This window comes from Moraxella sp. Pampa (assembly GCF_035181385.1).
In the GTDB taxonomy this organism is placed as follows: Bacteria; Pseudomonadota; Gammaproteobacteria; order Pseudomonadales; family Moraxellaceae; genus Moraxella.
This window is the reverse complement of record NZ_JAXCJK010000003.1, coordinates 164,851-187,921: the sequence shown is the minus strand read 5'-3', so window position 1 is coordinate 187,921 and position 23,071 is coordinate 164,851. Positions and strand designations below refer to the sequence as shown.

At 41.0% G+C, this 23,071-nt stretch carries 22 protein-coding genes; 9 read left to right on the top strand and 13 right to left on the bottom strand.

Going from position 1 to position 23,071, the window contains the following annotated elements:
* Nucleotides 1–63 precede the first annotated feature (63 nt).
* From R0123_RS06980 to R0123_RS06970, 3 genes are all read right to left on the bottom strand, one after another.
* Entirely contained in the window at nucleotides 64–585 is a 522-nt protein-coding gene (locus R0123_RS06980) for a YecA family protein (protein WP_323843605.1), read from the bottom strand.
* Between the two features lie 179 nt (nucleotides 586–764).
* Nucleotides 765–983: a hypothetical protein gene (locus tag R0123_RS06975; RefSeq protein WP_323842032.1), complete on the bottom strand. Its 219-nt coding sequence runs from the start codon at nucleotides 981–983 to the stop codon at nucleotides 765–767.
* Between the two features lie 153 nt (nucleotides 984–1,136).
* Nucleotides 1,137–2,441, bottom strand: a complete 1,305-nt coding sequence (locus R0123_RS06970) for a hypothetical protein (protein ID WP_323843542.1) — start codon at nucleotides 2,439–2,441, stop codon at nucleotides 1,137–1,139.
* Nucleotides 2,442–2,804: 363 nt separating this feature from the next.
* Here R0123_RS06970 and serB point away from each other — a divergent pair, with 363 nt between their 5' ends.
* The 4 genes from serB (at nucleotide 2,805) to R0123_RS06950 (ending at nucleotide 6,280) form a co-directional block, all read left to right on the top strand.
* Nucleotides 2,805–3,920 (top strand): phosphoserine phosphatase SerB, encoded by a 1,116-nt coding sequence (gene serB / locus R0123_RS06965; RefSeq protein WP_323843541.1) that lies wholly within the window; start codon nucleotides 2,805–2,807, stop codon nucleotides 3,918–3,920.
* Nucleotides 3,921–4,024: 104 nt separating this feature from the next.
* Nucleotides 4,025–4,504 carry a hypothetical protein gene (locus tag R0123_RS06960; protein WP_323843540.1) on the top strand — a complete coding sequence of 160 codons (480 nt, stop codon included), beginning with the start codon at nucleotides 4,025–4,027 and terminating at the stop codon, nucleotides 4,502–4,504.
* A gap of 201 nt (nucleotides 4,505–4,705) precedes the next feature.
* Entirely contained in the window at nucleotides 4,706–5,761 is a 1,056-nt protein-coding gene (gene bioB, locus R0123_RS06955) for a biotin synthase BioB (RefSeq protein WP_323842028.1), read from the top strand.
* A 129-nt stretch (nucleotides 5,762–5,890) separates the two neighbouring features.
* On the top strand, nucleotides 5,891–6,280 hold the full coding sequence (locus R0123_RS06950; RefSeq protein WP_416381705.1) for a CopD family protein: 390 nt from the start codon (nucleotides 5,891–5,893) through the stop codon (nucleotides 6,278–6,280).
* A gap of 241 nt (nucleotides 6,281–6,521) precedes the next feature.
* On the opposite strand, the gene R0123_RS06945 is transcribed toward R0123_RS06950, so the two are convergent.
* The 6 genes from R0123_RS06945 to R0123_RS08520 form a co-directional block, all read right to left on the bottom strand.
* Complete coding sequence (locus R0123_RS06945; protein WP_323843538.1) at nucleotides 6,522–6,980, bottom strand: hypothetical protein; 459 nt, start codon at nucleotides 6,978–6,980, stop codon at nucleotides 6,522–6,524.
* Nucleotides 6,977–7,693, bottom strand: a complete 717-nt coding sequence (gene rph / locus R0123_RS06940; RefSeq protein ID WP_323842025.1) for a ribonuclease PH — start codon at nucleotides 7,691–7,693, stop codon at nucleotides 6,977–6,979. The genes R0123_RS06945 and rph overlap by 4 nt, the downstream gene beginning before the upstream one ends.
* Nucleotides 7,694–7,879: 186 nt before the next feature.
* Entirely contained in the window at nucleotides 7,880–9,589 is a 1,710-nt protein-coding gene (locus R0123_RS06935; protein WP_323843537.1) for an AMP-binding protein, read from the bottom strand.
* Nucleotides 9,590–9,864: 275 nt separating this feature from the next.
* Nucleotides 9,865–11,121 carry a bifunctional phosphopantothenoylcysteine decarboxylase/phosphopantothenate--cysteine ligase CoaBC gene (gene coaBC, locus R0123_RS06930; RefSeq protein ID WP_323843536.1) on the bottom strand — a complete coding sequence of 419 codons (1,257 nt, stop codon included), beginning with the start codon at nucleotides 11,119–11,121 and terminating at the stop codon, nucleotides 9,865–9,867.
* Between the two features lie 213 nt (nucleotides 11,122–11,334).
* Nucleotides 11,335–12,084: a TSUP family transporter gene (locus R0123_RS06925; RefSeq protein ID WP_323842022.1), complete on the bottom strand. Its 750-nt coding sequence runs from the start codon at nucleotides 12,082–12,084 to the stop codon at nucleotides 11,335–11,337.
* Nucleotides 12,085–12,319: 235 nt separating this feature from the next.
* A complete protein-coding gene (locus R0123_RS08520) occupies nucleotides 12,320–12,574 on the bottom strand; it encodes a 4-fold beta flower protein (RefSeq protein WP_416381704.1) in 255 nt (84 codons plus the stop codon).
* A gap of 132 nt (nucleotides 12,575–12,706) precedes the next feature.
* Here R0123_RS08520 and nhaA point away from each other — a divergent pair, with 132 nt between their 5' ends.
* Complete coding sequence (nhaA, locus tag R0123_RS06920) at nucleotides 12,707–13,936, top strand: Na+/H+ antiporter NhaA (protein WP_323842021.1); 1,230 nt, start codon at nucleotides 12,707–12,709, stop codon at nucleotides 13,934–13,936.
* 76 nt (nucleotides 13,937–14,012) lie between these two features.
* On the opposite strand, the gene R0123_RS06915 is transcribed toward nhaA, so the two are convergent.
* Entirely contained in the window at nucleotides 14,013–14,612 is a 600-nt protein-coding gene (locus tag R0123_RS06915; protein WP_323842020.1) for a TetR/AcrR family transcriptional regulator, read from the bottom strand.
* A 355-nt stretch (nucleotides 14,613–14,967) separates the two neighbouring features.
* On the opposite strand from R0123_RS06915, the gene R0123_RS06910 reads away from it, so the two are divergent.
* Complete coding sequence (locus R0123_RS06910) at nucleotides 14,968–16,149, top strand: acyl-CoA desaturase (protein WP_323843535.1); 1,182 nt, start codon at nucleotides 14,968–14,970, stop codon at nucleotides 16,147–16,149.
* Between the two features lie 140 nt (nucleotides 16,150–16,289).
* Nucleotides 16,290–17,756: a protein adenylyltransferase SelO family protein gene (locus tag R0123_RS06905; protein WP_323843534.1), complete on the top strand. Its 1,467-nt coding sequence runs from the start codon at nucleotides 16,290–16,292 to the stop codon at nucleotides 17,754–17,756.
* Nucleotides 17,757–17,894: 138 nt separating this feature from the next.
* Here R0123_RS06905 and R0123_RS06900 read toward each other — a convergent pair whose 3' ends face one another.
* Entirely contained in the window at nucleotides 17,895–18,410 is a 516-nt protein-coding gene (locus R0123_RS06900) for a hypothetical protein (RefSeq protein ID WP_323842017.1), read from the bottom strand.
* A gap of 305 nt (nucleotides 18,411–18,715) precedes the next feature.
* Here R0123_RS06900 and ccoS point away from each other — a divergent pair, with 305 nt between their 5' ends.
* A complete protein-coding gene (ccoS, locus tag R0123_RS06895) occupies nucleotides 18,716–18,889 on the top strand; it encodes a cbb3-type cytochrome oxidase assembly protein CcoS (protein ID WP_323842016.1) in 174 nt (57 codons plus the stop codon).
* Nucleotides 18,890–18,932: 43 nt separating this feature from the next.
* Nucleotides 18,933–19,748: a sulfite exporter TauE/SafE family protein gene (locus R0123_RS06890; protein ID WP_323843533.1), complete on the top strand. Its 816-nt coding sequence runs from the start codon at nucleotides 18,933–18,935 to the stop codon at nucleotides 19,746–19,748.
* Nucleotides 19,749–19,809: 61 nt separating this feature from the next.
* Here the strand turns inward: R0123_RS06890 and R0123_RS06885 are convergent, their stop codons facing one another.
* Both R0123_RS06885 and gdhA read right to left on the bottom strand, forming a co-directional pair.
* The gene (locus R0123_RS06885; RefSeq protein ID WP_323843532.1) at nucleotides 19,810–21,204 is read right to left on the bottom strand and encodes an FAD-binding oxidoreductase; all 1,395 of its coding nucleotides are present in this window, start codon (nucleotides 21,202–21,204) and stop codon (nucleotides 19,810–19,812) included.
* A gap of 276 nt (nucleotides 21,205–21,480) precedes the next feature.
* Entirely contained in the window at nucleotides 21,481–22,821 is a 1,341-nt protein-coding gene (gene gdhA / locus R0123_RS06880; protein ID WP_323842013.1) for an NADP-specific glutamate dehydrogenase, read from the bottom strand.
* Nucleotides 22,822–23,071: the final 250 nt, after the last annotated feature.

The following is a 23,071-nucleotide window of genomic DNA, read 5'->3' as shown; positions in this document are numbered from 1 at the left end:
AAACAGCTTAAATTAAAATGGCCTTTAATTTAAAAATACATCATATTTTTTTTAAATAAAAAATCAATCGTCGGTATGAAATAACAAAAATAGTTCAGTAATGTTGTCCTCTAAGGCATTTGCCATCTGTGCCAACATTTCTTCATCACGCAGATCATCCATCTCAGGATCAATACCAGACAACAGCACCATTGGTAAGGTCAGTTCCGCCACATCTTCTTCGGTGCTTTCATCATCAAACCAATCAACATTCTCATCAGAGTACATCGCATCAACAAAACCAATTGCCCATGCTGCCAAATCTCCCTCTTCGCTAAAATCTTCCGCCTCTTCGCTGGCATCAAAGGGCAGCTCAATAGGCTCTTCGGCTTTTAGCGTATGATACAGTTCTTGTTGCCATGCTTTTAGGGCATCTTTAACTTCATCTGATACTTGAGCTTCGCCACCTTCAAAAAAAGCTGACAACCAATTTGGCAAAGGCTTACCCACAACAGTTGCGGTTAAAAATCCATGGGCAGCGATTGGGTCAAGACCCAATTGGTTGGCATCAGATGCCAAATAATCAAATAATTCTTGCTTATTCATCATAATATCATACTCTTTTATGTTAATGTATCGCCAACCTACTTTATAACAAGTGATCGCTAGTTTGGCTTTATTCTAATTTACTCTATAAAAAGGTTTGTATTTATCTTTATGCCATACAAACCCATTATCTATGGTATTTTAAGTGTGGTTTAAACTATGATGACAAGGTGTTTATTTCAGTCATCAAAATCGTCGTCAAAGTCGTCGTCAAAATCAAACTCCGCAAACTCATCTTCTTGTTCAAGAGCTTGCTCTAATTTTTTTAGACGCTGTCGCTCTAGTAGTGCATCAATCTTTAAACGCTTTTCCAAAGGCTTAGCCTTTGTCTCGTCTGCCAGTTGTGCGTCTGCATCTTCTTCAAAGCTGTCATCATCAAAATCATCAATTTCACTCATCATGACTCCTAATATCTATATCTATAAGTTGCAAGCAGATTGGTGCTAGTTATTCACACCAACATTCCATGCCTTATATCGGTATTTTTATTAATTGTCAAGTATTTTTTTTGAATTCAGTTAAATTAAGTCAGCACAATAACAGCCAGCCAATCAATCGCCTAATAAAACTTTATCTCTCACGCTACGCAATCGCTCAGCAGTGGCACGAGTCACGCTTGCCAAACTGCAACTTTCACGCTCATAAACCGACATTGGAGCATCAAGACGCATGAGTTCGGCATAGATTTTCACTTCATTTTGAGCAGATTCATCAAGTAAAATCATTGGTGATTCACGACGGCGTTTGGTCAAGTCCAATACCGCATCAGCATTACTACCATCGCTGACAGTCGTACGAATCTGCCAAGTAAAACGCTTAATTTCACGATGCTTGTCATAGACGACTTGGTTTAGCATCAGCATCAGCTTAGACAAGAATACCGCAGCAGTGGCGGCTTTGGCAGGTGCGATCCCATACAAGATAACTTTTGCACCTTTATCATCATAATATTTGACCACCTTAGCAGTCACACCCGCCAAAAGTGGCAACTCAAGCAAATGCAAAACCGCCTGATCAAGTAGCTGGTCGCATAACGCAAAATATGCCATTTTACTGTCATGACTGATGGCTGACAACAAATGATTTGGATCCTCAAACAATATCTGCACGACATAACCATCGCTACAACCATCGTTGCAATCTGATGTACTATTTTTATCGTCAGCTAAGACATCATTGTTAGCAGTGGTGCTGTCGGCAGGTTTGGTTTTATGCAAAATGGAGGTTACTGATGAGATATTTGCTTGTAAATTAGGGTCGTCATCAGAAGTATTGGTTGCATCGCTTTGACCTACCGTTTGCCCAAACTGTTGCTGTAAGATGCCCTTATCAAGCAGTTCCATGCGTACCTTTTGACCAATAACCTCGCACATCTGGCGAGTTGGGCGTGCCAAGTAGCCATACAGCAACCACAATATCGTGTGTAGCCCTACCACACCAAGCAAGAATAGCCAGTGCTTAGAAATCACCTGAACATAACCCACAGCAGGCGTCTTCACCACCACGCTACCTAGTACAGTCGTTCCTGAGACCACCGATTCTTTTAAAGACAAACCATCAGCACTTTCCACTCCCACAGGCACAAGGAGCACATCTTTAGCATCATACACACCAACAAAAGCAATTTCCTCTTCTTTGGTATATTTATCAGCAATGACGCTCATGCTAATGCGGTCGTCTGTTGCCATCGGTACTTTTAATTGCCGAACAAGCTCACTTGTTGATTGCGTTGCCATCACACGCTGACGCTCCGTGCTTTCATGCTTTTCTGAAAGCACAAAAAACAGCGTATGCAGGCATAAACTGACCAAAATAATGATGGCAAACAGTCCTTGTCGTGGTGCTAAAAAAGTCATAAGTCAAACCAAAAGAGAAAGTGTTGCAGAATGTCTCTACAAAAAAATATTTAAAGTGCCTATTTTACCATGCTTATGCTTAAATTTAATCGTTTTTATTGAAATTTTCTTGGTGTTATTCAACATTGCCATTCAAGTGTTTTTTAACCATACCTTGGTATGTCTTGATGGGTTTTTGTGATTGTTTTTTTTATGTCGCTTTTGAATTTTTGATAATTTAGACAATTTTGACAATTAGACTTGTATTTTTATGAAGTTTTGGGCATGATAGATTGCATGAATATTTATTTAATAAACACTGCCTTGACTTAATTTTAATTTCAACATTTTAGCCAATTTACTAGAACCCGACTGGAATTTGTTATGATTACTTACGCTCTACCCAAAGATTCACAAGCATGGCAAAATGCCTTAGCATCGGTTGCCCATGTTTTGCCAGATGGCATGAAAATTGACAGCACTCCAATGACAGCATTACCCATCTTTGCCGTCATCATCATCGCCAAGCGACCACACAACGATGTTGATGTACTCATGCAAACATGGATAAACAGTCAAGCCAATTGGCAATCTGTTGCCGTCCATGATGATGAGATTGCCAAGCAAAATGCCCACATCATCACATCACCCACCCCACTGGCTGATGTGTCAATCCACCGTTATTTACTTGCACCCACCAAACACACCCAGATGAGCGATGCCAAAAAAGAGGCTGAGGCACACATTATTGATGAGCAAATCACCAGTTATTTTGCCAACAAATTAGGCAATGACGCCGATGTACACATTATGTCCATCTCACAAATGCTACACAAACACCGTTTGGCGTGTTTTGATATGGACTCAACTTTAATTGAACAAGAGGTCATCGTTGAGCTTGCTCGATACTGTGGCATTGAGGATAAAGTGCTTGAAATTACCGAACAGGCAATGCGTGGTGAGATTGATTTTGCAACCAGTTTTGCTCGTCGTGTGGCCTTGCTTGAAGGTGTGGACGCCTCTGTGGTTAGTGAAATTATCGCCAAACATCTTACATTCAGTGCAGGTGCACACGCCACAATCGCTGCCTTAAAAGCCATCGGCTATCACACAGTGCTTATTTCAGGTGGTTTTACTCCTTTTGCCGAATATGTGGCTTGTTCATTGGGTATGGATGCTTACCATGCCAATGCCCTATCCATACTAGATAACCAAATGACAGGACAGGTTGACAACAATCTGATTGATGGCAACAAAAAAGCCACCATCACCATTGATACCGCCACCAAATTAAAACTTGATATGCATCAAGTCGTCTGTGTTGGTGATGGTGCAAACGATTTGGCGATGATGGCAACAGCTGATGTTGGCATCGCCTATCACGCCAAGCCCATTGTCAGAGCAAAAGCCGACGCCGCCATAAATATCACAGGGCTTGAAGGTGTGTTGTATGCACTTGGTCATCGTCTTGATGCGTGCAACCAAACCATCAAGTCTTAACCACACTTACATGGATAAAAAACAAAGATACAAAAAATATCGCACTCATTGATGGTATTTTTGTTAAAATACCATCAAATGATTAACCAGCAGGAAAAAGACATATGTTTACATTGCCCATCTTAGATGTCAAAGCCGATGCACTTGATGCACTACTTGCCGCACTTGGTTTTCGCTTACAATCGCTCATCACAAGCCGTAGCAACGATGCACTAAATGGCTTGATTGATGGCAAAAATATCACCATTCAATTTAAAAGCCCAACCACCAATCGCTATTATGAATTTCGTGACGGCATATTTAACCATGCTCTTGGCAACCTGACCGATGCTGATTTAACGATTGATTTTAAAGACTCAGTTACAGGTGCAAAACTACTTACCAAAGGCGATGTCGCCACCTTTATGACCGCCGTCCAAGACGGTGATGTCAAAATCACAGGCGACTATAAACTTGTGCTATGGCTCTCTGGCATTGCCAAACACGCTACCAAAGTCCCAGACAAATACAAAAACTACATTGATACTGCCAAACCTTTTGCTGAACAAGCACTAAGCATCATCAAATCAAAACTGAACAAATGAACCAATCAAGATTTGACAAAACAATAATTCAACACTTAAAAGACATAAAATATTTCAATCATTAAACAAAAAAAAAGATAAGTTGAATCATCTTGCCAAAATTTGTTAAAATAGGAACAGTTGTTTACTATTTTAACAAATTGATGCTTTTTTATAAATTTTATAAATGGCAAACTTATCTGTTTTAACCAGAGACTTATCATGAATTACTTGTCAAAACAATATACCAAGGAAGACATTGCCACTCTTTTTGATTTACCACTTTTAGACCTACTTATGCAGGCTCAGGCAGTGCATCGCAACCATTTTAATGCCAACGAAGTACAAATCTCCACCTTACTTTCTATCAAAACAGGCAATTGTCCAGAGGACTGTGGTTATTGTAGTCAATCAGGACACCATCGAGACAAAACGGGGCTTGAAGCTGAAAAACGCCTTGAAATTCAAAAAGTCATCAATGCCGCCAAACTTGCTAAGTCATCTGGTTCATCAAGATTTTGCATGGGTGCAGCATGGAAACATCCTTCCGCCAAAGACATGCCTTATTTGGTAGAGCTGATCAGCGAAGTTAAGTCGCTTGGGCTGGAAACTTGCATGACCTTAGGAATGCTTAAACCCGAACAAGCAAAAACTCTTGCTGACGCTGGCCTTGATTACTACAATCATAATCTTGACACCTCACGCAACTACTACGACCAAGTTACCACCACTCGCACCTATGATGAGCGTTTACAAACCCTAGATCATGTCCGTCAAGCAGGCATCAATGTGTGCAGTGGTAGCATTGTTGGTATGGGTGAAAGTCGTTCAGATCGTATTGATTGGGTACATGAGCTCGTCCAAATGCCCATGCCACCACAGTCCATTCCTGTTAATTTGCTTGTACCAATTGCAGGCACACCTCTTGGCGATAAGGTGCTGGCAGATGGTCGTTTGTCTGTGATAGAGTGGATCCGCACAATCGCCGTTGTTCGCATTTGTTGTCCAACCAGTTATGTGCGTCTATCAGCAGGCCGTGAAAGCCTTACTGATGGCGAGCAGGCATTGGCTTTTATGGCAGGGGCAAACTCATTTTTCTATGGCGACAAACTACTCACCACAAATAATCAATCACAGGCCAATGACGACCGACTGATGGCCATGCTTGGTCTGAGTGCCGAAAAACCCAAGCCAAAACCAAAAATCATCAACGCCATGACAGGTAAAAGCGAAAGCACTTTTAGCGAGTTGCCAGAAGGTTGCCCAATGTCTGCTTGATGGCACCTTTTTGCTTTTCTCATTGACATCAAATACCAGCCCAGTTTTACAACCTATGGTATAATACACCATCTTTTTTTAGGGGTGATAGCGTTGTTTTTATACATCAAAGCCTTTCACATCATTGCGATGATCTGCTGGTTTGCAGGGATTTTTTATTTGCCACGATTATTTGTGTATCATGCCATGAGCGACGACATCGTCAGTCAAAATCGGTTTGCCATCATGGAACGCAAATTGTACAGAGGGATTATGAATCCTGCGATGATGGCAACTTGGCTTTTTGGCATGACAATGGTTGTGATGAATTGGGACATCTATAAAAACCAAGGCTGGCTACACGCCAAAATCACACTTGTCATTTTGCTGACAGCTTATCACATCATGTGCGGAAAATATCGCCTAAAACTTGCCGACAACCCAAAACTAAAAACACATATTTTTTGGCGATGGTTTAATGAAATCCCTGTATTCATCTTGATTACAGTGGTCATTTTGGTGGTGGTTAAGCCATTTTAATAAACCCAACAAACTGATAAAAAAAACTAAAAACCCAATACCAATATTGAATTTTTGCATCATTATTTGAGGGCATATTTGGGGTAAAACACTCGCCCCAATCATGAGCTGATCAAATGATCAAAAGACAACAGGGTTTGGCTATGGCAAGTTTTACCATAGTCCGACCAGAAATACAAAATATGGAGGCTTAACCGCACTTTTTAATTATCCATCCCATCTTAATTATTTATCCCATCAACTAACCAACACTCATTTTGATGGTTTTTGTGCGTTTGACAATACTTTGACCATTTAATACCGCTTTAGCAACATCAATCTCATGCTCACCAGCAAAACCCCCAAAATAATAAAACACCCCATCATCATTGATAATCAGATGCTTGCCATCACTAGAAATTTGGGCCGCTTTGCTGAGGCTTGTTGACATACCATTAATAGAAAAATGATGGTTTTTAATGATGAGTACACCTTGTGCATGATGCTTTTGAGTTTTGGCAATATGTTTTTTTTGATTAAAAAAATACATCAATACCGCCCAAACCCCTACCGCACTGATGGCATATGGCACAGGCAGGGTAAAACAAATAATAGCCACCACCAAAGCACAGACAAGCATGGCTACCGACCAAACGAACATACCATCGGTATTTTTACCCGCCAAAACAATTTCCACTCCATCATCAATAACTTTCATCACCAGCCAAGTGCCTTTTGTTGTTCGCCAATCAGCGTAAGAATGCCTGATTCTGCCAAATCCAGCATGGCATCAGCCTCAGCTCGGCTAAATGGCGCTTCTTCTGCTGTACCTTGAATCTCAATAAAGCCACCACCTTGCATCATCACCACATTCAAATCAGTATCACAGGTTGAATCTTCGCTATAATCCAAATCCAAATATACCTTGCCATTTTTAATGCCCACAGATACTGCCGCCACCAAACCAACAAAGGGGTCGCTTTTTAAATTGCCTTTTCTTTGCCATTTTTCAAGTGCATCCATCAGTGCCACAGCCGCCCCTGTAATGCTGGCAGTACGAGTACCTCCATCTGCTTGAATGACATCACAGTCAATATATATGGTATTTTCACCAAGTTTGGTCAAGTCCAGCATTGCACGCAACGAACGCCCAATCAAACGCTGAATTTCCTGAGTGCGTCCAGATTGTTTGCCACGCACAGCCTCTCTGTCGGTGCGTGTACCTGTGGCTCGTGGCAACATACCATATTCAGCTGTTAGCCAACCCTTTCCCTGACCTTTTAACCAGCGTGGCACACCCTGCTCAATACTTGCAGTACACAACACTTTGGTATCTCCAAAACAAACCAGAACCGAACCCTCGGCATGCTTGGTGTAGTGGCGAGTAAATGAAATAGAGCGAAGCTCATTTAAAGCACGATTATTATGACGCATGATTGCCCACTTTTGACTATTGAAAATAATTAAAATCGTATTGTACCAATTTCTTGACAATAACACAAAAACGATTGCCTTGTTAGTTTTTTTACTCACTCATTTGTAAAAAAACTTTTATCCAAAAAAAGACCTGCTGTAGCAAGTCTTTTTTGTTGTATTCCACCATACATCAAACCATCTTTACTAAGATGATTTTTGTTTTTCTAGATTGCGAAGCTCTTTGCGTAAGATTTTACCAACATTGGATTTTGGTAGCTCACTGACAAATTCAACAATCTTTGGACGCTTATAGCCAGTTAGTCGCTCCTTCACCCAACTTGCAATCTCTTTTTCAGTCAGGCTTTCATCTTTTTTGACAACAAAGACTTTCACCACCTCGCCACTATGCTCATCTGGCACACCAATGACACCGCATTCTAGCACTTTTGGATGTGCCGCAACAACTTCTTCAACTTCGTTTGGATAAACATTAAAACCAGAGACTAATACCATGTCTTTTTTTCTATCAACAATTTTGATATAGCCTTGCTCGTCCATAATGCCTATGTCGCCTGTGCGAAAATATCCATCTGTTGTGATCACCTTCTCGGTCTCATCAGGGCGTCCCCAATAGCCCTTCATCACCTGAGGACCCTTAGCACAAATCTCACCCGCTTCACCCAATGGCACCCGATTGCCATCATCGTCAAGAATGACGATGTCTGTCGCTGGCAAAGGGATACCGATTTTACCAGAGTAGCCTGCTGGTGGTGGTGTAACCGTAAGCACAGGAGAGGTCTCTGATAAACCGTAGCCCTCGGTGATGTGAGTGCCTGTCAACGCCTCCCATGCCTTAGCAGTGCTAGGCAATACAGACATACCACCTGCCAAACTAAACTTCATATTGCCATGGTCAATACTCTTAAATCCTTCATGATTGGTCAAAGCATTGAACAAAGTATTAACACCCATAAAGAATACAGGGCGATATTTGGCGTGCTGTTTGGTCAAGTCGGCAAAATCACGCGCATTTGGAATGAGCAAAAGTGCAAAACCGTATTTCATCGCCAGCTGACTGACCATAAAACAAAAAATATGATACAAAGGCAGTGCCACGGTTATATATTTGCCATTCATATTGCCATCAGGAAAAGCAGTGCTGACAAAGTTGCTCGCCTGCTCTATATTGGCGATGATATTGCGGTGAGTTAACATTGCACCTTTTGCCACACCAGTTGTACCACCTGTATATTGTAATACCGCCACATCATCAAGGGTAAGCATTGGACGCTTAAACTTATTGGCTGGCACAGAATTTAGAGCATCTTTAAAGCTGGTTGTACCATTAATGTGATAACTTGGTACCATTTTTTTGATATGACGCACAACCAAATTAACAATGTGGCCTTTTAATCCAAGCATGTCGCCAATACTGGCAACAACCACATGCTCAACCTTACCCTTATTTTTCACTTGCTCAAAAGTTTTGGCAAAATTTTCAATAATAAACAAAACCTTAGCTTCACTATCATTGAGTTGATGTTCAAGCTCAGGGCTGGTGTACAATGGGTTGACATTCACAAGTGTGTAGCCTGCACGAATCACGCCAAACATCGTAACCAAATATTGCGGGACATTTGGCATCATCAAGGCAATTTTATCGCCCTTTTCAAGACCAAGCGACTGCAAATAAGCCGCAATCTTCAAACTCGCCTCATCAAGCTCGCCATAAGTCATTGACTTATCCATAAAGGTACTGGCGATGGCCCCTCTATGGTTGGTAATATTATCTTCAAAAACATCAGCCAGCGACTGTATATGTTCAGGAATATTAAAATCTGTACTGATGCCGTATTTTTGGTAGGTACCATACCAAAGATCATCACTTGTTATGTTAAATTCGGCGGTGCTCATAGTAACAATCTCCTTTTAGCCTTGTCAATTTTAACCTTGTAAATCTTATGAACAAATCTTGTCAAATTGGTCAATCAATATCAAAACAGCATCTTAAAGCCATATCATCATAATACTGCGGTCATTTTTTGACAAAAAAGTGTCCTTTCTTATATTTAACAAAATACACCATTTTTTTATAATTTACCAATCAAATTTGCATTTAAATGCCATTTTTTCACACTTTTTGATTATTTTTATGAAAATATGGCCAGTTTTCATGAACAATGCAACAATCAAAGCTGACCTGTTGATTTTTGGGATAAAACTTCGCCGATTGCCATCACAAGTTGTCTGGCGATGTCATCTTTACTCGCCTTATTTAGCACAGCTTTATCTTTATTGTATTTTTGGGCAAAAAACACCGTCATGGCATTATCATCGCTACCAAACCCGATGGTTTTGTCCGAAACATCATTGCACGCTATCATGTCTAAGTTTTTGGCGATGAGTTTTCCACGAGCATAATCTTCTACATCGTTGGTTTCGGCAGCAAAACCAACGGTCAAAAGGTGTGGATAGGCATTTGAAATTGTCGCTAGCACATCAGGGTTTTTGACAAGCTCCAAGGTCAAAACATCATCGCTTGTTTTTTTAAGTTTTTGGTTTGCCACTTGTTTGACTTTAAAATCTGCAACAGCGGCGGTGGCGATGAAAATATCTGCCATTTTGCAACTCTCCAAACTCGCCTGCAATAACTCATCAGCCGTACCTATCGTGATTTTTTTGACGCCCATAGGTGTGGCCAAGCTGACTTTTTGCCCTACAATAAGAATTACCATCGCCCCTGCATTGATGCAAGCAGTGGCAAGAGCATGGCCCATTTTGCCTGTGGAGTGATTGGACAAATAGCGGACAGGATCGATAGGTTCAAGGGTTGCTCCTGCGGTAATAACGACGGTTTTATCAAGTAAGATTTGGGGGGTGGCCTGCCGATGAAAATGAGTGGAGATTTCATTAAAAATCATCTCAGGTTCAGGCAGTCTGCCCACTCCAACATCTCCACAAGCCTGCTCACCGCTATCAGGAGAACTGATTTTAAAACCAAAATCATGAAGTTTGGCTAAGTTAGCTTGTACCATCGCATTACCCCACATTGCCTGATTCATCGCTGGATAAAGCCAAATGGGGGCTGTGGTAGCAAGGCATACAGTAGTAACCAGATTATCTGCTAATCCGTTTGCCAGCTTGCCAATTGTATTTGCCGAAGCTGGTACAACAACCACTAAGTCCGCCCACTTAGCAAGCTCAATATGCCCCATGCCTTTTTCAGCTTGGGCGTCTAATAATTCAGTATGAACTTCATGCCCTGTCAAAGCTTGCAAAGTCATGGGTGTGATAAACTCACACGCTCCATGCGTCATCATCACACGGACAGTGTACCCAGCTTTCATCAAAAGGCGTGCTAAAATGGCAACCTTATAACAAGCAATACCACCTGTTAATGCAAGCAATATTTTTTTGGGCAAAATAGCGGATGTAGATATATTCATGATGTCTTGGTAGGATTGCTAAAATACAATGGCTGATTATTATACTAAACTTTATACCAAAAAACTTGATTCATTACCAAAGATGATGAGCGTCTTACAAAAAAAGCCAAAAATACAAAATCACTGATGACAAACACCCCATCATCTTAGCACCACAAAGAGCATTATAAGCACCATTGATTTGACCTGCCATCAAAGTAGGCAAAAATAAGCCTAGAAAAATACCAATTTTGCCACCATCATAAAACAAACGATGACAATCACAGGGCGAATGAGTGTTGTGCCGTTTTTTACGACCATCTGAGAACCTAAATACGCACCAAATACTTGCCCAATCATCATCACAAAACCAACAAGCCACACCACTTGCCCGCCCACAATAAAGAATATCAAAGATGCCATATTGGTGGCGAAGTTTAGTAATTTTGCCCTTGCTGTTGCTTGCACCAAATCACGCCCACGCAATACAACCTGAGATAAGCTAAAAAATGTCCCCACGCCCGGCCCAAAATAACCATCATAAAAACCAATCAAAGGAGCAAAAGTCCTATCATAGACGGTCTGGCTGATTTTTGGCGTGGTTTGTAGCTTGCCAAGATTGGGGGAAAATAGTGTATATAGACCCACCGCACCAATCACAAAGGGTAATATTTTTCGTAAAAAATCAGGTGGGGACATCTGCACCAAAATTGTGCCGATGGCAGAGCCAAGCAACGCCATGATGAGTGCTGTTTTCATCATCTTTGGGTGAATTAGGCCTTTTTTTATCATCATCAAACTTGCTGAGAATGAGCCTGCACAGGCTTGGAGCTTGTTGGTTGCCAACACTGCCACAGGATTCATACCTGTTAAAAGCAAGGCAGGAATGGTCAGAAGTCCGCCACCGCCCGCCATTGCATCAACAAATCCTGCCACCATCGCAACAAAAAATAAAACCACAAGCATTTGAATGGTAAGCACCATAAAGATTCCTTCTTTTTACCTCTCGGTGGACTGGCGTCATCAATCAACAAGATTGATAGATATAGATTGGATATAGATATAGATAAAGGCATTCATCATACAAACTAACTCACAGACTTTCAAGCAAATTTTAGAGTGTGGCTTCTTACGACATAAAATACGACTAAAATTTGATATCAAATTTAGCCCTAAAAAAAATAGCCATCAGACAACAAATGACACCACCAAAGACTCATCACGACATTGATCCGCTTAAAATCCAGATTTTTTTGGTTATCAGTTTGCCTGTTTTTTTAAATTGATTTTGATCATATCTTAATTTTGATTGTATCTTAAATGATAGATGGCAATATCTTATCCTCTTAATAGGTTTAATAGGTTTAATAGGTTTAATAGGTTTAATAGGTTTAATAGGTTTAATAGGTTTAATAGGTTTAATAGGTTTAATAGGTTTAATAGGTTTTTTGTAATTTTTTGGCCTCAATATCATAAAAACCATTTAGCCCCATTAGTTTTTATGATATATTTCTAAATATTCTAATCATATTTTATTTCATCGTTTTTTTAATCATTTTTTATCAATATTCACCATTCACCGACAAAAGCCATAAGAGAATCAGCCATGCCGATGAACCGCATCAAAAAATTTTTTGAACTAGAAGCCGCAGGTGGCATCATACTTGCAATTGCTGCAATGCTGGCAATGATCATTGCCAACTCACCTTTGCACGACCTGTACCACGCTTTCATTCACGCCCCTGTTTTGGTAAAAATCGGAACATTTGAAATTGCCAAAGATGCTCATCATTGGATTAATGACGGCCTGATGGCAATATTCTTTTTTTTGGTAGGTTTGGAATTAAAGCGAGAAGCCTTAATTGGCGAGCTGTCTGACATCAAGCAAATCGTCCTGCCTGCTTTGTGTGCTGTCGGAGGCATGGCAGCACCCGCCCTTGTTTTTGCCGCACTCAATCATGGTGATGCAAGTGCCATGAAGGGTTGGGCAATCCCAACCGCAACTGACATCGCTTTTGCCATTGGTGTACTAAGCCTACTGGGTGATAAAGTACCCAATGCACTCAAAGTATTTTTGGTATCCATCGCCATTTTTGATGACTTAGGAGCAATTGTCATCATTGCCCTGTTTTACACTTCCGAATTGTCACTTGTTTCACTTGGTGTGGCAGCGGTGTGCTTGCCATTTCTATTCTTTCTCAACCGTCTAAATATTGTACGCCTCACCCCCTATTTACTCATCGGTCTGATTCTTTGGGCAGCAATGTTAAAATCAGGTGTACACGCAACATTAGCAGGGGTATTATTGGCGTTTTTCATTCCTCTACGCAATCATAAAGACCCAGAACACTCACCCCTAGAAGAGTTGGAGCACGACTTGCACAATACGGTGGCTTTTGGCATTTTGCCATTATTTGCTTTTGCCAATGCAGGCATTTCATTGGCTGGCACAAGCATTGATAGCCTCATGCATGGCGTGCCTTTGGGCATTGCATTGGGTCTATTTATCGGCAAACAAGTCGGCGTCATGTTGCCTGTCATTTTGACCGTCAAATTCGGACTGGTCAAGCTACCCACCAACACCAATATGAAGCAAATCTATGGCGTATCCTTATTGTGTGGCATTGGCTTTACCATGTCTTTATTCATCTCTGGTTTGGCATATGCTGGCATTCCCAAAGAATACGACCCACGACTTGGTATCATCTTAGGCTCGCTCATTGCTGGCATTGCAGGTTATGTCATACTACGCCGCAACATCAAAAATGCCGACCACCCCACACTGACCAAAAATGATGAGATGTATCTTGGGACTGGCGAACTGCCAAAACATTAAAACCATATATCATACATCAATACAAAAACAAACAAGGTGGAGATTAAGTTTCCACCTTGTTTGGGTTTTAAGGGCGTTATTTTGGATACATTTTTGGTAAATCAAGTAGCTGTTGAACAAAAGCGAGCTTTAAAGATTCACGACTGCCCAAATATCGCTGGTAAAAGCTAGAATTGAGCAACCCAGCACCCCCTTGCCCCACTGCCCAAATGAATGCCACATAGTCACGCACCGCCATGGCACTGTTTTGCTCATTCAGATATTGCTCAGCAATCTCCATCAGTCGCTTCATACGCTGACGGCGTACTTGATACAGCTCACCAAAAACCTTATTTAGCCCCACCGATGTACCAGCCAGCCGCTCTTCAATGTGATTAAACAACATCGCTCGTTGTGGCAATCGTAATTGTAGTAATGCCATGCGTGCCACACCTGCTCCTGCACCATCTTGCGTCATGTTCATGCAAAGCAATCTTTGCTCATGATTGATCAAAATACGAAGCAATAGCTCATCTTTGCTAGAAAAATGCTTATACAGCGTGCCTTTTGCCACATCTAAATGTTGCGCCAAACTGTCAAGTGTCAAATCCCCCTCATCAGACTCCAAAAGCAATTGCTCAGCAGTTTCAAGGATTTTTGATTCCCGCATTTCAAATAATTCCTTACGATTTGACATAACTTTCCTTATCGCTTCTTTTTGATTGTATTATCATTGCCAGTATTCAATCTATATCTAATCTATTGATGAGTGGGTTCGATCCTAATGGTACAATAATCATGATACATAAGCCAAAAATTATAACAAACTCATCTGACGAATAATAGCCATTTTCATAAAAATCCAACACAAATGACAACACCCTCAAGCCTTTGTTTCATCGGTCATCAGCTGTAGATGAGATCAGTTACAAATATTCACGATTTAATGTGAATATTTGTTCACTTTTTTGGATTTTTCAGCTATAATATGGCTAAAAACATCAATAAAATCTCATCTTTTTTCTTTAATTTTTTGACCAATAGGAAATACTATGAGCGTCGAAAGAAATCCACAAGCCTTTGAAAAGGCACCAATCAATTGGACGCCTGCCATTGTCTTGTTATCCACCCCATTGCTGGCCATCGTGCTTGTGCCTTGGTATTTATGGGTGCATGGTGTCAATCCTGCTGTTTGGACAGCATTTGCCTTTTTTATGGCATGGACAGGGCTGTCCATCACCGCAGGCTATCATCGCTTGTGGGCACACAAATCTTATGACGCACACCCAGTCGTAAAGTATTTTTTACTACTGGGTGCTACTTTGGCGGTACAAAGTTCAGCTTTTGATTGGTGCTCTGGGCATCGCACACATCATCGCCATGTTGATGATATATACGACGACCCATATTCTTCTAAGCGAGGCTTTTGGTTTAGCCACATAGATTGGATGCTCCACAAATACCCAAGCGGTCAATATGATTACAAAAATATTCCAGACCTAAAAAAAGACAAGATATTACAATTACAACACAAATATTATGGCATTTGGGTGATTTTGACAAATGTTGTGGTTGTCGGTTTTGCAGGTCTTTTGACAGGCGATATGCTGGGCACATTTCTCATCGCAGGTCTTTTACGCATGGTATTGACACATCATTTTACTTTTTTTATCAATTCACTGTGTCATATGTTTGGCACCCGCCCTTATACTGACGAGAATACAGCCCGCGATAATCCAATTTTAGCAATTTTTACTTGGGGTGAAGGTTATCATAACTACCATCACTACTTTCAATACGACTATCGCAATGGTGTCAAGTGGTGGCAATATGACCCAACCAAGTGGCTCATTAAAGCACTACAAAAAGTTGGACTTGCCCAAGATTTAAAACGCGTTGATGATGTAACCATCAAACACGCCGAAGTTACCATGAAATTTAAAAAAGCACAAAAACGCATTGCACAAGGTGGTGAGACTAACCTTGATGGCAGACTGGCACTATTTAAAGAACGCATCAGTGCAGAATACGAAGCATTCACACAGACAGTCGAAGAATGGCACGCCCTAAAAGCCAAATCAGTTGAACTAAAACGCACCGAATTTGCCAATCGCTTGCATGAAGCTGATGAAAAACTCAAAGAACAATTTGCACAAATTGAGGCTAAAATTTTGGCACATAGTGAGCATATTGAAAACGCCTATTTGCATCTTAAAGGTAAATCAGCCCAATGATTAAAATCTGCTCTTATTTTTTTCTAAAGCAAAAAGGTAAGTCTTAAAAACATACAAAATTTTCTCCTCGCCCTTTATCTTTATGATAAAGGGTCTTTTTTTATGGTACAATCAAATTCATCTTGACAAACCAATCCATCATGAAACATCATCAACATTATCTGACATTAAATCCCATTTTATATCACAAGCAACACGCCAGCCCACTTGACAATCCAAGGCTGGTTCATTTTAATCATGCGTTATATAAAACTCTGAGCAACTTGCCATTTGATCATTTTGATTGGTGTGGTATCATCGGTGCAGACAACGATACTTTTCCCAGTGAGTTTAGGCCACTTGCCATGGTCTATGCAGGACATCAGTTTGGTCAATGGGCAGGACAACTTGGTGATGGGCGTGGCTTACTACTCACCCAAGTCATCAATCATCAAGGAAAAATACAAGACCTACATCTAAAAGGTGCAGGTAAAACACCCTTTTCTCGTTTTGGTGATGGGCGTGCGATGATAGACAGCACCGTTCGTGAATATTTATGTGGTCATGCTTTATCCTGCCTTGGCGTTCCCAGCTCAAACGCACTTGGCTTTGTCGTATCAGATACCATCATTGCTCGCCATCAAATGGTATGTGCTGCTGCCTTGTTACGAGTAAGCGACTGTCATGTACGGCTTGGACACTTTGAATGGCTTGCTGTATATCACCCTAAACTGCTTGGTGAATTTACTCACCAAATGATAGATACCTATTATCCACAACTTGACAGACATGACATCAGTGGCTTTTTGAAACAAGTTTGCCAAAATACCGCCAAACTCATCGCCCAGTGGCAATTGGTTGGGTTTAGTCATGGCGTGATGAATACAGATAATATCAACATCACAGGTACAACATTGGATTTTGGTCCGTTTGGCATGATGGAGCGTTTTAACCCAGATTGGATTAACAATCAATCCGATCATCTTGGTCGCTACACCTATCAAAATCAGCCCACTATAGGGCATTGGAATCTAAAAAAATGGCTTGCTTGCTTTGATCTATTGTCCATAAAACAAAGCGTGATGGCACTTTGTCTTGATGAATACGAACAGACTTTTTACACCGAATACAACACGGGCATTTGCCAAAAAATTGGCCTGCCACTTGATGATGACAGTTTGGCTTTGGCGTATGAATTTGTTAGCTTATTAAAAACCTATCAGCTTGACTATACCAACAGTTTTCGTGCATTGATTGGTGTATTGGACAATACCAATGATAATAAACATGAAAAAACGCTCTTACACATCATGACAAAAGAGCTTAATGCACAAGAAAATGGATTGCAAAGTTGGCAAGACTGGGTAGTGCGTTATCACACCAAAATCAACAAAAGTACCACAATAAAGACGGCAATTGATGCCATGAGGCAAGTTAATCCTGTTTATATACTTAGAAACGATATGGCGCAGCGTGCGATTGAGCATACCATTCATCACGATTTTAATGAGGCGGCAAGATTGTTTGAACTACTGGCCAACCCTTTTGTTGTGCAAGAAATTGCCACAGCAGACGATATCACACCAACACACCCATACGACATGATGCCCATAAGTTGTATGTCCTAGCTTGACCAACATTGGCTTTATCGGTTAAAAAAAATTTGCAAATAGGTCTAACTTCACTTGGGGCAAATGATTGCTCTAAGTGAATTTAAGAACAATATCGTTGAAAATTTAAAAAGAAACCAAGAATGAAAGGTTGTCTCATGAAGGCTGTTTGACTGGCACCAGACGGATCATATTTTGGACAGCAATAATGTTTAGCTCATTACCATTTCTCTTAAAAGCATAAACATCACTAAGCGTCCACATCACTTCATCAATCAGCTCACTATGACAGCCACGACTCTTTCTGGCAGAGCGGTCAATAAGCAGGCGTTCATCAGACAAATCATTTGTATTAAAAGTTACCAAAATCCGCTCACAGCCATCACGAAACTCACCTTTACCAGAGCGAAAATCTGTTAGATCCAGCACCAGATCACCACCAACAGGCCTATTATTCATACTAACCACTTGCCATTGTCTGGCAATAAATTGCTCTGTGGCCTTAGTTTTTCCCATTACGACAGCAGCACTGGGCATACTGTCAATAGACATGGCTGCTGTTGTATCCATCTTGGTATGAGGATTTGACGACATGAGATTGTCACAGCCCACAAGTAGTGATGCGAAGGCAACAAGCACAGTCATGGCCTGCCACTTTTTAATGATCATCATAACTGCCAACTTAATCTTAATAACCAATAATAACATATCAAACGAATAAAAACCGCATTAGACAAAATACCATGAAAGCCGTGAGTATGTTGAGTATTACGCATTTTTGATAAAAATACAAGATTTTCACCCCATCTATTCGTTATACTTTTGTAGCCATAAGTGGTCAGATGACTTATAGCTTATGGCGTAATACATCACACTTTTATTTCATATCCACAATAATAGTATGTTATAATGCAATTGACAGTTTACAGTCATTATTAAGCACTTTCCCTCCATACTGATTTTAATAAGGAATAACGATGCTAAGCATTTATTTGCTCATTCCGCTCAGCCTCATGTTATTTGTGGTGGCAATTTGGGCGATTTGGTATGCTGTAAAGTCTAACCAATTTGAAGACCTAGACAACGCACCAGAGCAGATCATTCTAGACGATCGCCAAGAGCGTCGCAAAGCCTTAAAACAAGCAAAATAACACAACAGACATTTTTTAATTTATTACAATTTATGGGTGATTTATGATATCAACTCTTTTGCCAGCTGCACTTGCCATGGGCTTTTTTGGTTCACCTCACTGTTTAGGTATGTGTGGCGGTATCGTTGCCGCTTTTGGCATTTCTATGAAAAATCTCAGCCCTGCCAGACGCAAAATACTCATCACGACCTACCACATAGGCAGACTCATCAGCTACATGACACTTGGCATTATTGCCAGCATTTTGGGCAGCCAAGTGATTGCTCCATTTTTGACCGATAACGCCCTACCAAGAATTTTGTTAGGTGGTGCGATGATTTTTGCTGCACTACTCATGTTGGGATTGCCATTATTAAATCGGCTTGAAAAACTTGGCTTAGGGCTTTGGAACCGACTTGCACCCATTCGCCAAAAAGTATTGCCCATTGACAATATTCCAAAGGCATTGGGTGCAGGCATACTTTGGGGATTCCTGCCTTGTGGCCTGGTTTATGGTGCACTTGTGATGGCGGTCAGTATTTCAGTCGCACAGATTGACATACTGTCTGGTGCGTTATTCATGTTATTTTTTGGGCTCGGAACCCTACCAATGCTTGTCGCCACCGATACGATGATTGGTTTTTTACAAAAAATCGTTGCTAAATTTAATTTAAGAAAATTCAGTGGCGTGTTGATGTTGGTTTCAGGGCTTGCAATCGCCCTATCACCAACCATCATGCATATGATGCACGGACATGACCATCATCATGCTGGACATGCTCATCACAGCGGACATGAACATGGACATGAGCATGGACATGATACACACAATCATGAAAATCACAGTCATGATGACCACAGTTCACACAGCCATCATTGATTAACAGCATCAATAGAATGAAGCACTCAAAAGAGTGCTTCATTTTTTTAGCAATCAATCATCACACATCAAAAATCTTGCCTCTATTCATGATTGCATTAGGGTCAAATACCGCCTTAATAGCTTTCATATATTCTATTTCAACAGACGAGCGAGTATAATCTAAATAGGGCTTTTTGGTCATGCCAACGCCATGTTCAGCAGAGATTGATCCTTTGTATTTTTTCACTGCCTCAAAAACATACTGATTGACTGTTTGGCATTTAGCAAAAAAGTCTTCTTTGCTTAAATCGTCAGGCTTTAAGATATTGAGATGCAGATTGCCATCACCAATATGCCCAAACCAGCAAATCTCAAAATCTGGATAGCTGTCCTTAACAACTGCCTGAATGTCGTGAATAAAATCACCCAAATGTGTAATCAACACCGAAACATCGTTTTTGTATGGCGTAAATGCCGAGATTGTCTCTGAAATACTCTCACGCAGTTTCCAAAGCTCTTGCAACTGTGAGACACTTTGACTCATCACACCATCTTCAATCAAGCCATCTTGCATACACGCCTCAAAAACACTCATGGCGGTATCTAGTACGCCATCGCTGATTGCCTCAAATTCAAGCAAAACATAAAAAGGTGTGCGACTTTCAAACGGCTCTTTGGCATGACCTGCCGACAACACCTTATCAATCGCCACACTGTCAAAAAACTCAAAAGCAGTTAGGCTTAACGCCCCACCAAACCTGTCAAGCAATCTTACCACCGAATCAAAATCAGGCACACCCAACACCATGGCCGTCAAGTTTACAGGTTGCTTTTCCAGCCTAATCAACGCCTTAGTAACAATGCCAAGCGTACCTTCTGCAGCAATAAATAGATGACGAAAGTCATAGCCAGTAGCATTTTTTAGCATACCGCCATTAAGCTCCAAAATATCGCCCTTGCCAGTAACTACCGTAAGACCCAAAATTTGGTTTCTTGTCATGCCGTAGCGAATCACTTTGATACCGCCTGCATTTGTACCAATATTGCCACCAATTTGGCTAGAACCACTTGATGCAAAATCTACCGCATAGTATAAGTTTTTACTCTCAGCAAAATCTTGCAACGCTTTGGTAACCACGCCAGCTTCTACTTCCACCATACGGTCAGCTTCATAAAACACCCCAATCGCATTCATTTTATCCAGACTAATGACCACCTCACCATTGCTTGCTACCGCCCCAGCTGACAAACCAGTACGCCCACCACTTGGCACCAAACAGACATGATGAGCATTGGCAAGTTTGACAATTTGGGCGACTTCTTCGGTCGTTTTTGGAAATAATATGGCAGTAGCATTGGGCGTAAAGTGCTTTGTCCAATCTTTTCCCCAATTCATCAGGCTATCTGCATCGGTTTTGATTTGGTTGTCGGTGAGTATCTTGGCGACATCTACCAAAAAATTGCTGTGGCTCATGGTGGTTCTCTATGAATAAGTATGTGGATACCAAACTTTGTGAATTTTATGACAATGCTTAACGGCAGTGTACATTATAACCTTTCCAATAGATGGTGTAAACGCACACCACCCAAAAACCACCTTAACATGATACAGACAGCAAGGCAAATCAGTCCAAATCTAATCTTAGCACGATAAAATTACCAAGCATCTACCAAAAAAATCCGCCCATAAGGACGGATTGTTATCAAATAAGACACTTAAATGCCATATTTAAGAGTTAAGCAATTTTCATTACAAGTAGCCATATGCCACAAGTGCATTCGCCACCTGAGTAAAGCCTGCGACATTCGCACCAGTCATATAATCTACCGCACCTTTGGTTGTGCCATATTTTTTGGCAGCCTCTAGTGAATTATCATGAATGTTTTTCATGATACTTTGTAGTTTTTCATCAAGCTCTTCAAAGCTCTTATATTGACGCACGCTGTTTTGACTCATCTCCAAGCCCGAAACTGCCACACCGCCAGCGTTAGCAGCTTTGCCCGGTGCATAGGCGATGCCATTATCACGCACCACATCAATGGCCTCAGCTGTCAATGGCATATTAGCACCCTCGCCAATATACTTGATGCCATGTTTAACCAAAGCCTTAGCATTGTCTGCGTCCACTTCGTTTTGGGTAGCACAAGGCAATGCCACATCAGCATCAAACTGCCATGGTTTTTGGTCTGCCAGCCACTCTCCACCAAACTCCGCCACATAGTCGGCCAATGCCTTACCATCTTGCTTGGCTGATTTCACCCAGTCAATCTTTTCTTGGGTAAAGCCATCTTTGTCCACCAAAGTACCTTTTGAATCAGAAAAAGTAATGACCTTGCCACCCAAATGTAGGCATTTTTCAGCAGCGTACTGTGCCACATTACCTGCACCTGAGATTAGCACTGTTTTGCCTTCTAAGGTTTCATTGTTGACTTTTAGCATATTGTCAAGGAAGTATACCAAGCCATAGCCTGTTGCTTCGGTACGAATCAAAGAACCGCCATGACCTACACCCTTGCCAGTCAACACACCCTCAAACTCACGAGTTAGGTTTTTGTACATCGCAAACATATAGTTCACTTCACGACCGCCCACACCGATATCACCCGCTGGCACATCCATATCCTTGCCGATATTTTTGTGCAATTCACGCATGAAGGCGTAGCAAAAACGACGGATTTCAGCTTCTGATTTACCCTTAGGATCAAAATCCGATCCACCCTTAGCACCGCCCATCGGCAAACCTGTTAAAGCATTTTTGAAAATCTGCTCAAAACCCAAAAACTTCAAAGTGCCTTCAGTAACAGTCGGATGAAAGCGGATACCGCCTTTATATGGACCAATGGCATTGCTAAACTGTACACGCCAGCCACGATTCACCTGCACCTCACCTTTGTCGTTTTCCCAATTTACTCGAAAAGAAATGATGCGGTCAGGCTCACACAGACGCTCAAAAACTTGAAGTGCTTCAAACTTTGGATTATCAGCATAGACCTGCTCGATGGTCATGGCAACCTCTTTCACTGCTTGAATGAATTCTGGTTGGTGAGCATAATTTTTTTCAACTTTTTCGATGGCTGTTTTGATGGTCATGACGAGTTTCCTTATTAAGAGTAGTTGGGTTGACTGCAAAATGCAGTCAGCTACTTTGATTGATTATTTTGACTGATATGTCTATCGCCAAACATAATATAATAAAAACCATGACAAATTGCAAATATTATTCAAAAATTTTAATATATATATTAAAAATTATGATATATCAATGCTCATCAATCAGTTTTTACAGATATATCCACAGGCTTTGAAGGGCTTTTTGTCTTGTGATAGATTAAAAAATAGC

Bases quoted from the DNA above. Each gene is read 5' to 3' on its own strand.
- R0123_RS06980 (WP_323843605.1), bottom strand. From the start codon at position 585: ATGAATAAGCAAGAATTATTTGATTATTTGGCATCTGATGCCAACCAA.
- R0123_RS06975 (WP_323842032.1), bottom strand. From the start codon at position 983: ATGAGTGAAATTGATGATTTTGATGATGACAGCTTTGAAGAAGATGCA.
- R0123_RS06970 (WP_323843542.1), bottom strand. From the start codon at position 2,441: ATGACTTTTTTAGCACCACGACAAGGACTGTTTGCCATCATTATTTTG.
- serB (WP_323843541.1), top strand. From the start codon at position 2,805: ATGATTACTTACGCTCTACCCAAAGATTCACAAGCATGGCAAAATGCC.
- R0123_RS06960 (WP_323843540.1), top strand. From the start codon at position 4,025: ATGTTTACATTGCCCATCTTAGATGTCAAAGCCGATGCACTTGATGCA.
- bioB (WP_323842028.1), top strand. From the start codon at position 4,706: ATGAATTACTTGTCAAAACAATATACCAAGGAAGACATTGCCACTCTT.
- R0123_RS06950 (WP_416381705.1), top strand. From the start codon at position 5,891: ATGATCTGCTGGTTTGCAGGGATTTTTTATTTGCCACGATTATTTGTG.
- rph (WP_323842025.1), bottom strand. From the start codon at position 7,693: ATGCGTCATAATAATCGTGCTTTAAATGAGCTTCGCTCTATTTCATTT.
- R0123_RS06935 (WP_323843537.1), bottom strand. From the start codon at position 9,589: ATGAGCACCGCCGAATTTAACATAACAAGTGATGATCTTTGGTATGGT.
- coaBC (WP_323843536.1), bottom strand. From the start codon at position 11,121: ATGAATATATCTACATCCGCTATTTTGCCCAAAAAAATATTGCTTGCA.
- R0123_RS06925 (WP_323842022.1), bottom strand. From the start codon at position 12,084: ATGGTGCTTACCATTCAAATGCTTGTGGTTTTATTTTTTGTTGCGATG.
- R0123_RS08520 (WP_416381704.1), bottom strand. From the start codon at position 12,574: ATGATATTGAGGCCAAAAAATTACAAAAAACCTATTAAACCTATTAAA.
- nhaA (WP_323842021.1), top strand. From the start codon at position 12,707: ATGCCGATGAACCGCATCAAAAAATTTTTTGAACTAGAAGCCGCAGGT.
- R0123_RS06915 (WP_323842020.1), bottom strand. From the start codon at position 14,612: ATGTCAAATCGTAAGGAATTATTTGAAATGCGGGAATCAAAAATCCTT.
- R0123_RS06910 (WP_323843535.1), top strand. From the start codon at position 14,968: ATGAGCGTCGAAAGAAATCCACAAGCCTTTGAAAAGGCACCAATCAAT.
- R0123_RS06905 (WP_323843534.1), top strand. From the start codon at position 16,290: ATGAAACATCATCAACATTATCTGACATTAAATCCCATTTTATATCAC.
- R0123_RS06900 (WP_323842017.1), bottom strand. From the start codon at position 18,410: ATGATGATCATTAAAAAGTGGCAGGCCATGACTGTGCTTGTTGCCTTC.
- ccoS (WP_323842016.1), top strand. From the start codon at position 18,716: ATGCTAAGCATTTATTTGCTCATTCCGCTCAGCCTCATGTTATTTGTG.
- R0123_RS06890 (WP_323843533.1), top strand. From the start codon at position 18,933: ATGATATCAACTCTTTTGCCAGCTGCACTTGCCATGGGCTTTTTTGGT.
- R0123_RS06885 (WP_323843532.1), bottom strand. From the start codon at position 21,204: ATGAGCCACAGCAATTTTTTGGTAGATGTCGCCAAGATACTCACCGAC.
- gdhA (WP_323842013.1), bottom strand. From the start codon at position 22,821: ATGACCATCAAAACAGCCATCGAAAAAGTTGAAAAAAATTATGCTCAC.